Origin of the sequence: Phascolarctobacterium succinatutens (assembly GCF_958453765.1) — a bacterium.
GTDB classification, from domain to species: domain Bacteria; phylum Bacillota; class Negativicutes; order Acidaminococcales; family Acidaminococcaceae; genus Phascolarctobacterium_A; species Phascolarctobacterium_A succinatutens_B.
This window is the reverse complement of sequence record NZ_CAUDZA010000010.1, coordinates 54089-68847: the sequence shown is the minus strand read 5'-3', so window position 1 is coordinate 68847 and position 14759 is coordinate 54089. Positions and strand designations below refer to the sequence as shown.

Here is a 14759-nt window from a genome sequence, read left to right as displayed (position 1 = left end):
CGAGCACAAAAATTGGACTAGGTCGACCCAACCACAAGTAATGGACTAATGCACACATAAAAGCTTATGCCACCACACCTATATACAGACGTTTTTGGAGAGGGGGCTTGAATTTGAAGATAGCTTTTTTGCATTTTGCATATTGCTGCGGACCGCAAGCGGATAATGCAAAGAAAATTTTACAGGGGATGAAGCTGGCGGCACAGTATGGCGCAAGCTGGGTACTGACGCCGGAAATGGCGTTGCAGGGTTATTATATGATGCGCAGCGATAAGCAGTTTCAGCTTGCTTCGCTGCAAAATAATCTTTTACAGGAGTTTATGGAGGCTTGCAGGCAATACAAGCAAAGGTTGTTTTTGGGCTGTGGTTTTGTCGACGAAAAAACTCCGCGTAACAGCTGCGCAATTATTTCGCCGGACGGAACATATTATAATCGTCACGATAAAACGAAGGTTGTGCCGTGGATAACGGAAAACTGGGCACATCCCGGAGAAAAATTTGAGGTTTGGAATTTAGAAGGTATCAATACCGGTGTTATGGTCTGTGCGGATGCTTATTTTGCCGAGCATGGAGAAAAAATTGCTAGGCAGGGAGCAGAGCTTGCTGTAGTTGTTGCTGCTTGGCCGCCTGGAGGTCATGCAGGACCTCCGGAAGAGGCGTGGAAGCGTTTGAGCCGTTCGGCAAATGGTATTCCGGTGCTTATATGTAATCAGACGGGTACGGAAGGCATGGATTGCAGCCATGCGCAAAGTGCTGTTCTCTGCAATGGTGAAGTACTTTTTACCTATGAAGGATGTGAAGCAGTGCTGATTATAGATTTTGATGAAGTAAAGAAACTGGTTTTGTCTACAGAATTTGTAATAATAAATTTGGCAGATATTTAAGGTGAATGACAGTGAAAAAGTTAGCAGTATTTTTTATTTGTGTAATTATAGCATGTTGCTCTTGCCTAGGATGCGGCAATGATAAGCCGGAAAACAACGGAACGAGAGTTGTCAAGGACGCCAAGGGCTATGAGGTAAAGGTACCTGCAAATCCTATGCGGATAGTTTCCTTCTCCATAAGCTGTGATGAAATTTTGCTTGGTTTAGTGGAGCCGGAGCGTATAGCTTCTGTAAGCTATCTTTGTGATGATGCAGGAATTTCGCATGTCGTGGAAAAAAGCAAGGCGGTCAAGGAGCGCATTAAAGGCACGCCGAGTGTAGAGCGTATCATGGCCTTAAAACCGGACCTTGTCATTTTGGGAGACTGGTGGACACCAGACAGCATTCAGACTATCCGCGATATGGGTATTAGCGTCTATGTTTATAAAACACCATATACGGTGGCGGATATAAAAAAAGCGATTCGTGAGATTGCCGATGTCGTTGATGCTAAGCAGCAGGGTGAAGCGGTGATTAAGGAATATGATGCCAAAATCGCCAAGGCCCAAGCAGTTATCAAGGCTGCCAACATCAAACAGCAGAAGAAAATAGTTGTTATGTCCGGTCACGGCGTCATAGGTACAAAAGGCTCGCTTTTTGCCGATATCTGCAAATATGCGCAGGTTGATAATTGTATGGAGCAATTGCAGACAGGGCAGAATACCACGGTCTCGAAGGAATTTATTGTGCAGTCAAATCCTGATGTCATTATTATGCCGGGATGGAACGGTGCACCCACGCATACCTTGGAAACAGAAAAGGAATTGCTTAATGATCAGTCCTTACAAAGCGTCAAAGCAATTCAAAATAAAAACCTGGTAACCTTATCAGGTCAAGACATGTATTGTATAAGCCAATATGTTGCTGACAGTATTTTGGCGATTGATAAGCTGGTATATCCTGAATATTTTAAGTAAGCTGAGAGGAGCAGGGAGATGGCAGAAATTATTTTTGTGACCAACATGGAACCCCATTATGTTGGGATGCGTGATGCCTTAAATGCCATAGAGGACAAAGAAATCAGCAATGCTGTAGAAGTAATCCAAATCAACGACAGTGAGCAGTGGAACGGCTATTCGAAGCAAAAGCTGCAGGGGGCAAAATTTTTCTTTTGTACCTGGATGGGTACAGGTTTGAGCTGTGATTATCTGAAAAAAGCTTCTGCCTTTTTACAACAAAAGAAGCTGTGTCATCTTTTTGATATCATTGACCCAGGTGATGATAAGATGGATTACGGCCTGCAGGAGGAGCAAAAGAGCCTGCTGAAGGAATATTTGGGCTGTGGTGGTCTGAAGAATTATCAGAATCTGTGCTTATATCTTGTTGCTGCCTTTACGCAGCAAAAGGGAGCTTATAAGTTGCCGGAGCAGCTGCCGTGGTGCGGAATCTATCATCCGGAATTTAAGCATGAGTTCGTCGAGCTTGATGCTTATCTGGCAAAGCATTATGACAGCAGCAAGCCTACTGTGGGTTTTATCTTTTCGCGTGAGGATTGGCTTTGGCAACGCCTTGCATATCAAAATGAGATTATCAAGGCGATAGAAGCACAAAACTGTAATGTTATTGCTGTGTTCAGTACCACGATGCCGAACGAAAAGACCGGTGCGGTAAGTTTGGCAACAGCATTTGAAAGATTTTTCTATAAAAACGGCCTGCCTTGTATTGATGTTCTGATAAATCCGTTTGTTTTTTCGTTGACAGTAACAGGTTTTTTAAAGCTGCGGGATTTGCAGCAGCTGGGAGTTCCTGTGCTACAGGTAGTAAATACCTATATGCCTTCTAAATGGTGGCAGCAGAGCATGGTTGGCCTAACTCCGAATGAGGTTTCCTATGCTGTGTGCATGCCTGAATTTGACGGAGCTCTGCATTCTGTGCCGGTTTCCACCAATGAGGAACGTGAGGACGGTACACATTACCGCATGCCGCTTGTAGACCGCATTGATATGCTGGCAAGAAAGGCGCGCAAGCTGGCCTCGTTGCGTTATAAAAAGCCTTGTGATAAAAAAATAGCGATAGTTTTTCATAATTATCCGCCGACCAATTCCAATATCGGCAGCGCTGCCAGTCTGGATTCGATTGAAAGCGTACGCCTGCTGTTGGAAGAAATGCAAAAGCAGGGATACAGGCTGGATAATATACCGACAGACAGTCAGGCCTTTGTAAAAGATATTACGGCACATGCTACTAATGACCGACGCTTCATTTCGGAGGCGTTATTGGAAACAGCTGACGGTAAGCTGCAAAAACTGGATTATGCGAGCTTTTATGAGCAGCTTCCTAAAAAAACACAGGAACAGCTTTTACGCGACTGGGGCGAAGCACCGGGGGAAGTTTTTCGCTACGGCGATGTGTTGATTGTTCCCGGTATGCTCAACGGCAATGTTTTTATTACGGTTCAGCCTCCGCGTGGCTTTGGTGATGATCCGGGAAAAATTTATCATTCGCCGGATTGCGCACCTACACATCATTATCTTGGATTTTATCATTGGCTGCGTGATATCTGGGGGGCGGATGCCATGATTCACGTGGGAACGCACGGTAATTTGGAATGGTTGCCGGGAAAAGGCAATGCTATGAGCAATGCCTGCTATCCTGATATCTGTACAGGTGATATTCCTAACATATATCCCTATTGGATTACCTGTACCGGTGAAGGAATTCAGGCCAAGCGCCGCAGTGCTGCCTGCCTGATAAGCTATTTGTCCGCGCCGATGAGTGTTTCCGGTACCTATGAGGAATTGGCTGATTTGGAAAACCTGTTGGAGGAATATTGTCATTTTAAAAACGACGATACTGCCGCCGCAGGTATGGACAGCATAAAGGAAATGATTCGTAGTAAAGCTGCAGAATGTAATCTTGACGAGGATGTTCCGGAAAGCGAAGCAGAGGATTTTGATGATTATATCGGTAAGCTGCACAACTTTATTACGGATTTAAAGAATATGCAGATCAGTACAGGCCTGCACGTTTTGGGCGTGCCCCCGGAGGGAGAAGAGCTGGTAGAATATCTGCTGGCGTTGACGAAGCTGGATAACGGCAAGGTACCGTCATTGATGAAAAACCTTGCTGATATGCATGGGCATGATTATTATGAGCTGATGGAGCATAGTGAGCAGATGCTGGCTGATGGCAGCATGACCTATGGTATGCTTTTGGATAAAATACGCGAGCAGGCAAAAGAAGCTATCTTGATTTTGCAAAAGAATTCTTTTGATGCTGCTAAAATTGAAGAAGTATTTATCTTATCCTGGACGAAGGATTTACAGGGGGAAATGCGGGATAAGCTGCTGCAATCTCTGACGTATATCTGCGAGCATATTGCCCCCAGTCTGCTTATGACTACCTTGGAGCAGCAAAATACTTTAAACGCATTAAACGGCAAATATATTGACCCTTGTCCCAGCGGTGCGCCTACAAGCGGCGGAGCTGATTTACTGCCTACGGGACGCAACTTTTATAGTATCGCCCCACGCTGCTTGCCGACAAAGCCGGCTTGGGAAATCGGCAAGCAGATGGCTGAGGATGTTATTAGCAGGTTTATTGAAGAAGAAGGGCGTTATCCTGAAAGCGTTGGCATAATTTTGTGGGCTACAAGTAATTTGCGTAATCACGGACAATGCGTTGCCGAATTCTTATATCTGATGGGCTTACGTCCCGTGTGGCAGCCTGGAAGCCAACGTGTCATTGATTTGGAGGTTATTCCTTTGGAGGAGCTGCAGCGTCCGCGTGTAGATGTAACCGGACGCATCAGTGGTCTCTTTAGGGACAGTATGCCAGGAAGTGTTATCTGGCTAGATGATGCTGCGCAGAGAATAGCATCGCTGGATGAGCCGACTGAGTTGAACTTTGTGCGTAAGCATGTACTGGATGAAGCAGGCGAGCTGGAAAAATCAGGCTTGGATAAGCAGGCGGCCTGGCGACAGGCTTCGTATCGCGTGTTCGGTGATCCTCCGGGAGCACATGGAGCCGGTACAGGTGCTGTTTTAGAAGCTAAAAATTGGGAAACGATTGATGATATTGCTGCAGTATATACCAGATGGGGCGCACATGCTTATGGTAAGGGCAGTGAAGGCACCTATATGCCGGAGGTCTTTAAAAAGCGTATGGCTCAGATAGATGTTACCGTGCAAAATGTTGACCACAGGGAATCTTCTATGCTAAGCGGAGATGATTATAATAATTATCGCGGCGGTATGATTGCAGCAGTACGCAGTTACAAGGGCAGTATGCCGCGTAATTATGTCAGCGATAGTTCGGACAGAAGCAAGGTGCAGCTGCGTAGCCTTACGGAAGAGCTGAAGCGTTGGTTTCGCGGTGAGGCGATGAATCCCAAATATATTGCAGGTATGAAGAAGCATGGCTATAAGGGTGCCGGTGACTTGGCAACGTATGTTGCTGTGAGCTATCAGTGGGATGCGACCAGTGATATTATGGAAGACTGGATGTATGAAAAATATGCAGGAAAATATGCTTTGGATAAGGATATGCAAAAGTGGATGCAGGAGGTAAATCCTTGGGCGCTTCACCGCATTACGGAAGTTTTGCTTGAGGCAGAACAGCGAGGGATGTGGCAGGCTAAGCCGGAAACCAAGCAGGCCCTGCAGGAGCTGTTTTTATCAATGGAAGGCGAGCTGGAGGAACGAGGAGAATAAAAAATTCCTTGACTGTATGAACAGTATATAGTTTACACTTAGATGCAGTTTTTAATAAAACTATTTCGCAGATAGTCTTGCTTTGACATAGAGAATTATCTGCAAATAAAGTATGAGTGAAGGATGTGTGATTTAATGAAGGTTGTTAAAGGATTAAGCAGCGCAGTACTTATGACACTGCTTTTGGGTAGTGCTTCAGCAGTCTATGCTGATGAAACACCGGAGTATATGCTGGGAGAATTAGTTGTAACTGCAACCAGAACACCGGTAGAAGAGTTCAAGGCTAATGCTAATATTAGTGTAGTTACTAGAGATACTATTGAGAAAAATCATTATTCTAATGTTCAAGATGCATTGAGAGATATTCCTGGTGTTACCATTTCTGGATATGGTAATACTGGTGAAGTATATAGTTCGAACAGCTTAATCTTAAATGGCAGTGATAAGGTTGTAGTTTTGATTGATGGTGTGCGTGCAAATATAAATGGCAGTTCTAGCACATATGGAAAAATGGCTACATCTGAATTATCCAATATGGATTCTATTGAGCGTATTGAGGTTTTAAAAAGCTCTGCCTCTACTTTGTATGGCGCTGATGCAGCTGGCGGTGTTATTAACATTATTACAAGAAAAGCTACTGAAAATGGTGTATCTACCAAATTGGCAGCAGCAACCGGCAGTTATGGTAAGGAACGCTACAACTTGACTCATAGAGGCAATGTGGATGGCTTCTATTGGGATTTGGCGTTACAAAAGAAGATTTCCGGAAACTTTAAAGATGGTTGGAACAGAGAAATTCCTGAGCATTTGAATTCCGAAAACAATATGATCAAGATTGGTAAGAAATTTGATGATAATGCCGATATTAATGTAACATATCAGACTTATAAGGCTGATTATCTGCGTCCTACTGGTGGCTGGAATGTTGTTGCTTCAAATAAGGCAAATAATCAGTTCAATACAGGTAGTAAAGATAACAGCAAGCTGAATATCGTATATACTCAAAAAATGAGCGACAAGGTTACTAATCAGCTGGCATTATACAGAAATAAACATGTTTCTGATGAAATTACTTGGAAGAATCCTGGTAAAACTAATGCAACAACTCAACCTTATATTTATCACTACAGTTCTATGGGTTTGAGTGATCAAGTTACTGTGAAGGCTGATGATAAACATACTCTTGTTGGTGGTTTTGAATGGTATAAAGACAAGGTTGACAATTACATGACTAGTGCTTCCAGTAAATACAGCGATAAGAGCACAACCAATAAAGCAATCTATATTAATGACGATTTTGCTTTAACTGATACATGGAGTTTGTCCTATGGTGTGCGTTATAATGACGATTCAAACTATGGCTCTAAATGGCTGCCTAGCATTGTTTTAGGTAATACTCCGAATGATAAGCTGAATTATTATTTGGGCTTTAAAAAATTCTTTGTAGCTCCTTATCCGTCTCAATTGTATGGTCAATATGGTACACCTGATTTGAATCCGGAAACTGGTTCTGCATTTGAGGGTGGTGTAAATTATCGCTTTGATCCGACATTTGTAAGCAGTGTGCATGTTTTCAGACGTGATATGAAGGATACCATTAATTATGATTCTGGCACTAAGAAATATTTGAACTCTGGTGAGGAAGTTGCTACTGGTTTTGATGTTCAGGTACGCAAGGCCTTTGACAGCCATCTGTCTACTAATGTTGGTTATACCTATACTTATATTAAACCGACTGCTCCTAATAAAAACCCGAACAGCGATGGCAGAGTTCCGCGTAGTGCGTGGAACATTGGCATAAGCTATGATCTGGAAAAATTTAGTGCTAATCTGGCTGCTCGTGGTACCATTGCAAAGCAAGGTGGTTTTGCCAAAACCTATGGTGATAATACCTCTGCAGAAGCAAGCTCCTATCATACCTATTGGGTATTTGATTTAGGCATGAACTATAAACCGTCTAAGGTTATCAATATTTATGCAAAATGCAATAACGTCTTTGACAGACTTTATACTGAGCAAAGAGCCTGCTTGCTGCCTGAAACCGGCACTTCTTGGTATTCTGCACCGGGCAGAAATTTTGAGGTTGGCGTAGAATACACCTTCTAATAAGCCCCTAACCTTATTCATATACACTTAACTCCTTTGAGAAAGGCGGAGCAGAGCAAAATCTGTTCTGCCTTTTTCATATGCCAAACTGCTATAACTTGCTTATGTCGAAAGCTGATGTTCGTGCTATAATAGCTATGCTGAGGAAAACATAAAGGATGATGAAAAATGTTAAAGCAAAAATATCAAAAGTTCATAACAGCACTGTTGCTTTGTCTGAGTATACTTTTAATAGTTGCAGGCTGTAGCAGTGATAGTGCGCAAAAATCGAACAGTACTGCAGCCTATACTGTTACGGATTCGCAGGGGCATAAGCTGTATTTTAAGGAAAAACCCCAGCGCATTATATCTATGTCTATAAGCACTGATGAAATCCTCATTGACCTTGTACCAAGCAGTCGTATTGCTGCCTTCTCACGTCTGGTGGATGACCCTGGGATATCAAATATTGTGGAGCGGGCGCAGAGTGTGGGCAGCAGAGTAGATGGCCAAAGCTCGGAGGCAATTATGGCGTTGCACCCTGATTTAATATTGATACCGGATTTTGTTAAGCCGGAGGTTATTCAGTCGCTACGCGATATGAACCTGCAGGTTTATGTTTATAAAACTCCCAAAAGCTTTGAAGATGTACGTGAGTGCATACGCTTTTTGGGCGAGGCTGTGGGCGAAAAGGAACGCGGCAACATGATGGTTACCGCGATGAATGAGCATCTGAAGAAGGTGCAGGATAAGATTGGCAACATTCCCAAGGAAAAACAGAAGCGCATTGTTTTTATGCGCAGTAACGGTGCTTATTACAGTCCGGAGGCTTCGTTTAACGATGTCTGCAGATATGCGCAGGTTCGCAATGCTTTGGAGGAGCTGCATTATGATAAGCCCGGCATAGTTAATCAGGAGGCAGTTGTTCAGCTTAACCCGGAGGTGTTTTTACTCGCAGGCTGGAATTATGACGGCCAGCATGATCCGAAGCAGATGGAGGAGGAGCTACTGAATAATCCGGGCTACCAGACAACGGATGCCGTTAAAAACAGAAAGGTTTATACTGTGCCTGCGAAGCATGTGCTGTGTGTATCGCAGTATATTGTCAACGCTGTGGAGGATATGGCAGACGCTGTATATAAAGAGTAAAATTATCAAAAATGTCGGTGATTAGCGATAAGCTGTTTACCGATATTTTTTTGTGCAGCAAAATACTGTTAATGAAAAATCTTCTTATAAGGGAAGAAAAGATAAAAACACTTGACTATATGATTACTATATCGTTTAAAATAAATGAGATTTAAAGGTCATGGCTACTTATCAGTAGCTTTGATTATAAAGTATATACTGAGAATTGGGTGTAAAGGAAGGATGAGCATTTTGAAGAAATTTAATTATCTTGGCGGAGCCGTTATGCTGTCTGTTTTGTTGGGTGGAGCTGTGCCGGTTGCCTTAGCAAACAGTACTCCGGAATATTTTTTGGATACGATGGTTGTTACGGCAACAAGAACTCCGGTAGAAGCATTTAAAGCTAATGCAAATGTAAGTGTTATCACAAGTAAGGAAATTAAGGAAAGACATTATAGTGATTTATCTGAAGCCTTGCGCATGGTTCCTGGTGTTTATATCGGCAACTACGCTCCTGCAGGCTATGATAACAGCAATGCTTTGAAAATCAACGGTGCTGATGAAATTGTTGTATTGGTAGATGGCGTTAAGATTAACAATGTAAGCAATCGCGTTTCTGCCGTAATGCTCAAAAACATGGAAAATGTTGAACGTATTGAGGTACTGAAAGGTTCCGCCTCTACTCTTTATGGTTCCGATGCCAAGGGCGGTGTTATTAACATTATTACTAAAAAACCGGAGAAAATTTCTACTTATTTCCGTGTAGATGGCGGCAGCAATAGCGTAACCAACTACTATTTGGGTCAGTCCGGCAGAGAAAAAAACTGGTCATGGGATGCTAACGTAAGCAGAAACCTCAGTGGCGATTTCAAAGATGGTGATGGTGTAACTACGCCGTCTTCTTCCAAGTCTACAAGCTCCAATTTCAAAATTACTAAAAAGCTGAGTGATAAGCATGAGCTGACAGCTACTTACGATTCCTATAAAGCAGATTATAAATATACTGCTTTGTGGGAGCCTGCTTTGAAAAATGGTAAAGTAGACAATCAAAACTATAAATTTATTTTGAACAGTGATTTTGATGACAATATCACGAATGTTTTGTCTTTTGTTAATTTGGATAATGATACCGATTTTAACGGCTATAAGACAAAAACCAATACCAAACGTATTACTGACCAGCTGTCTACAAAGTTAGGCAATCATTTACTGACTGCAGGCTTTGAGTTCAGCCATGATAAGGTTATTACATTTAATGGCAAGAAGATGATGAACAGAGCCTTCTTCCTGCAGGATCAGTTTGATATTACCGACCAGCTGAAGCTGACTGCCGGTGTGCGTCATGATAATAACTCCGGCTTTGGCAAGCACACTACTCCCAGTGCTAACCTGGGTTATACCTTTAATAAAGACAGAACTAATGTCTATGTAAGCTACAGCGAGTATTTTATTCCGCCTTCTCCGAGTAACCTTTACAGTGCAGCATACGGCAATCCGAATATCAAGCCGGAAACAGGTAATACCAAGGAAATAGGCATTAATCATAAATTTGATGATACCTTCGCATTATCTGCCCATGCTTTTAAACGTTATTCCGAGAATAGAATTGGTTATGTATCTCCTAAGTATACGAATGTTGGTGATGAAAAAGCGCGCGGTTGGGATATACAACTGAAGAAACAATTTACACCGCAATTCTCTACTTATGTTGGCTATACACATACAAATGTTGATGCAACAGCACAACGCACAAAAAATGTTGACGGCTATGTACCGAAAGGCGCTTGGGATATCGGCCTGGATTATGACAACAAGGACTTTAATGCCAGCCTGATTGGTAAGGGCGTTATTGACCGTATGGGACCTCAGTCTGCAGATGCCGTAGATGCTTTCTTCCCGGCAACAACCTACTTTGTTTGGGATGCATCTATGAACTACAATGTTAATAAGAATGCGAAGATTTATTTCAAAGTCAATAATATCTTCGATAAATTCTATGCAGAGCATTCTAATGCCCGTTATAACTGGAGTGCAGATCCTGACGGACAATGGTGGCGTGCTCCCGGCCGTTCCTTCCTTGTAGGCATGGAATATGCATTCTAAGCATATTTTATAAAACTTAACCTTTTTCATAATTCACACTCCTAAAAAAGTGGGGCGGATTTATTCCGTCCTGCTTTTTCATATAAAAGGAAAATGAGGTGAAAGAATGTCGAAAATTTTATTTCTCACCAATATGGAGCAGACTGCAGCCTATCTGCAGGACGCATTGAAGCTGGCGCAGCAGACGCAGGAAGCTGTAGCAGGACAGGTGCTGTACGTCCCAAGCGATACAGAATGGACGAGGGATATGGAAAAGCAGCTGCAGCAGGCGGAGGTTGTCATTTTCCCCTGGATGGGAACTGGCCTGAGCACTAAGTTTCTGTCGGAATCTTCATCCTATCTACTGGCCAACAAAAAGAAGCACGTCTATCTGATGACCGGTAATCCGGAGGATATACTGCACGGCGGTCTGTCTGAGGGGGAGCTGAAGCGGATAAATGATTATTATAAATTCGGAGGTTTGCAGAACTGGACAAATTTGTGGCTGTGGCTGGCGCAGCAGTTTTTGCAGGCAGGATGTAATGTGCCTGTTCCCGAGCTTTTGCCGTGGGATGGTATTTATCATCCGCAAGCAGCCAAAATTTATCATGATGTGGAAGAATATCGCCGTGATTTTTGCAAGGTGGACAGACCTACGCTGGCTGTTGTCTTCTTCCGCAGTGACTGGCTGTGGGGCAATACCGTTTTTGCAGATGCGGTAGTCAGAGAGATTGAAGCACTGGGGTGCAACGCCTTATGCTTCTTCTCCACAAGCTCGCCTGACGCCGCAAGCGGCTGCGGCGGCTTTAAAGAAGCCTTAAGCAAGTATGTTTGCGCGGACGGCAAATGTTATGCAGATGTTTTCATCAACACTATAAAATTTTCACTGTTTAGCATCCGTGCCTGCGCACTTGATGATTTGACCAAGCTCAATATCACGGTACTGCAGGCCTATACTTTGTATCGTTCATATCAGGAATGGTATGAAAACTTTGACGGCATGAGTGCCGTAGAGGTGGCGTACAGTGTGAGTCTGCCGGAGTTTGATGGTATTATCCATAGCTGCCCTGTGACGACGATGGAGCGTGATGCTGAGGGAAAGCAGGTTACGCAGGAGATTGCAGAGCGCATGAATATGCTGGTGCGGAAGGCGAAAAAGCTGGCGTTGCTGCGTATTAAGCCGAATGCCGAAAAGAAAATAGCCGTTGTTTTTCACAACCATCCGTCGACCAATTCCAACATTGGCAGCTGTTCGGCGATAGATAGTATTGAAAGCGTGCGCCTGCTGCTGCAAGATTTGCGGGATGCAGGTTATGTCGTTGACCATATTCCGGCAGACAGGCAGGAGTTTATTGACGAGCTGATTGCCGGTGCGACGAATGACAGGGACTATATGAGCGAAAAGCAGATTGATAATGCCGATGCCAAGCTCCTCGTCAGTGCATACCGCGATTATTATAAGACCCTGCCGGAAAAGGTACAGCAACGCCTGGAGCATGATTGGGGCGAAGCACCGGGCGAGGTTTTCTTTTATGATGATTTTCTGTTGATTCCCGGAACGATGAATGGCAATATTTTTATTACGATGCAGCCACCGCGTGGCTTTGGCGAGGATCCTGACAAAATTTATCATTCGCCCGACTGTGCGCCGACGCATCATTATATAGGTTTTTATCACTGGCTGCGCGATATCTGGGGCGCAGATGCGATGATGCATATCGGTACGCATGGCAGTCTGGAATGGCTTCCGGGTAAGGGCGTGGCGATGGGAAAAGAATGCTATCCCGATATCTGTACCGGTGATTTACCTAATGTTTATCCCTATTGGGTTGTGGATACAGGCGAGGGCATACAGGCCAAACGCCGCAGTGCGGCCTGCCTCATCAGCTATCTTTCGGCACCTCTGAGTATTAGCGGTGTATATGATGAGCTGGCGGAGCTGGAAAAGGCTTTGGAGGAATATGTACATTTTAAGGCTGATAAGGATGCCGATTTGAGTGAGCCGATGGCACAAATCAGGGAGAAGGCCGCTGCTGCCGACCTTATGGATGAGGTGCGTGAGGAGGATGCTGCCGATTTTGATGAATATGTCAGCCATCTGCACACATATCTGACGGATTTGAAGAATATGCAGATGACTACCGGCCTGCATATCATGGGCAATCCGCCGCAGGGAGAAAAGCTTACGGAATATCTTTATGCGTTGGTGCGCTTGGAAAATCCCGATATGCCGTCACTGCCTAAAACATTGGCACAGGCTTACGGCTATGATTATTATGAGCTGATTGACAACAGTAGTAAGCTGTTGCCGGACGGTATTTTGAGCTACGGTATGCTGCTTGATAAAATTAACGGCCAATGCTTGGAGATTATCCGTCTGCTGCAAAATGATGGTTTCGTAGTCCACGAAGATAAATTGCGGGTGTTGGAGTGCGTAAAGTGTTGGGATGAGACTGTGCAGCAGGATATTATAAAAATTGCCGGCTTCATCTGCGACAAGCTGTATCCCAGCCTGGCGCATACTACCTGGGAACGCAGCAACTGCATCCGTGCGCTGCAGTCAGAATATATTGAGCCTAGCGCCGGCGGTGCGCCTACGAGCGGAGGTGCCGAGATTTTGCCGACCGGACGCAATTTTTACGGCGTTGATCCGCAGCTGCTGCCTACACCTGTAGCGTGGAAAATCGGTTCACAGATGGCGGAGGATGTGATTAACAAATTTGTAGCGGAGGAAGGCCGCTATCCCGAAAGCGTAGGTATTTTGCTGTGGGCGACCTATAACATGCGCTCTAATGGTCAGTGTATGGCGGAATTTATGCGCCTGATGGGCGTGCGTCCTGTTTGGCAGAAGGGAACGCTTAAGGTTAAGGGTATTGAGATTATTCCGTTAGATGAGCTTAAGCGTTCGCGCGTTGATGTTACGGGACGCATCAGCAGCCTGTTCCGCGACACGCTGCCGGGAGCGGTGTGCTGGTTGGATAAGGCAGTGCAGCAGGTGGCGGCACTGGATGAAAGCTTTGAGGATAATTTCGTGCGCAAGCATGTGGTGGAGGAATCGCAGCGACTGGAAAGCGAGGGTGTGGATAAGGAGCAGGCATGGAGGCAGGCATCCTACCGCATTTTCGGCGACCCGCCGGGAGCGCATGGCGCGGGCGTGAGCGCACTGCTGGCTTCACGCAATTGGGATGATTTGGGCGATATTGCTGATGTGTATGTGCGTTGGGGTGCACATGTCTATGGCGAGGGCGAAAAAGGTCAGTACAGGCCGCAGCTGTTTACAGAGCGGATGGCAAAGCTGGAGGTTACTGTAAGCAATATTGATAACCGCGAGTCTAATTTGCTGAATTCCGATGATTACAACGCTTATCGTGGCGGTATGATTGCCGCAGTGCGCAATTTCAGCGGCAAGATGCCGAAGAACTATTGCAGTGACAGCTCCGACCGTCAGCATGTCGTGATTCGCACGCTGGCAGAGGAGGTCAAGCGTCTGTTCCGCGGTGAGGCGATTAATCCCAAATATATACGGGGCATGAAGGAGTTTGGCTATAAGGGAGCAGGCGATTTGGCAACCTATGTTGACAACTGCTTCCAATGGGATGCCACCAGCGCCGTTATGGAGGACTGGATGTATGAAAAGTTTGCGGAAAAATATGCCTTAGATACAGATATGCAGAAATGGTTTGCTGAGGTAAATCCCTGGGCGCTGCGCAGACTTACGGAGGTTTTGCTGGAGGCGGAGCAGCGCCAGCTGTGGAACGCTAAGCCGCAAACAAAGCAGTCGCTACAGGAGCTGCTGCTGAATATTGAAGGAGAAATTGAAGAACGCGGCGATGAATAAAAATTTTCACTAAATCGCTTGCGTGTATACCTAGTAGACACTGTATAATTA

At 44.7% G+C, this 14759-nt stretch carries 7 protein-coding genes; all 7 read left to right on the top strand.

The features are described 5' to 3' along the window. The first annotated feature begins 113 nt into the window (after positions 1-113). The 7 genes from Q7Q81_RS05895 to cobN (Q7Q81_RS05865) all read left to right on the top strand — a co-directional run bounded on the left by Q7Q81_RS05895 (position 114) and on the right by cobN (Q7Q81_RS05865) (position 14708). Positions 114-884, top strand: a complete 771-nt coding sequence (locus Q7Q81_RS05895) for a carbon-nitrogen hydrolase family protein (RefSeq protein ID WP_298882231.1) — start codon at positions 114-116, stop codon at positions 882-884. A gap of 11 nt (positions 885-895) precedes the next feature. Continuing rightward, entirely contained in the window at positions 896-1840 is a 945-nt protein-coding gene (locus Q7Q81_RS05890) for an ABC transporter substrate-binding protein (RefSeq protein ID WP_304274366.1), read from the top strand. Positions 1841-1858: 18 nt separating this feature from the next. Continuing rightward, on the top strand, positions 1859-5575 hold the full coding sequence (cobN, locus tag Q7Q81_RS05885; RefSeq protein ID WP_304274364.1) for a cobaltochelatase subunit CobN: 3717 nt from the start codon (positions 1859-1861) through the stop codon (positions 5573-5575). A 135-nt stretch (positions 5576-5710) separates the two neighbouring features. Next, positions 5711-7681, top strand: coding sequence for a TonB-dependent receptor plug domain-containing protein (locus tag Q7Q81_RS05880; RefSeq protein ID WP_304274360.1), 1971 nt, complete (start codon positions 5711-5713; stop codon positions 7679-7681). A 168-nt stretch (positions 7682-7849) separates the two neighbouring features. Then, the gene (locus tag Q7Q81_RS05875) at positions 7850-8809 is read left to right on the top strand and encodes an ABC transporter substrate-binding protein (protein WP_304274357.1); all 960 of its coding nucleotides are present in this window, start codon (positions 7850-7852) and stop codon (positions 8807-8809) included. 231 nt (positions 8810-9040) lie between these two features. Then, positions 9041-10891, top strand: a complete 1851-nt coding sequence (locus tag Q7Q81_RS05870) for a TonB-dependent receptor plug domain-containing protein (RefSeq protein ID WP_304274353.1) — start codon at positions 9041-9043, stop codon at positions 10889-10891. Positions 10892-10997: 106 nt separating this feature from the next. Then, the gene (gene cobN / locus Q7Q81_RS05865) at positions 10998-14708 is read left to right on the top strand and encodes a cobaltochelatase subunit CobN (RefSeq protein WP_304274350.1); all 3711 of its coding nucleotides are present in this window, start codon (positions 10998-11000) and stop codon (positions 14706-14708) included. The last annotated feature ends 51 nt before the right edge of the window (positions 14709-14759 follow it).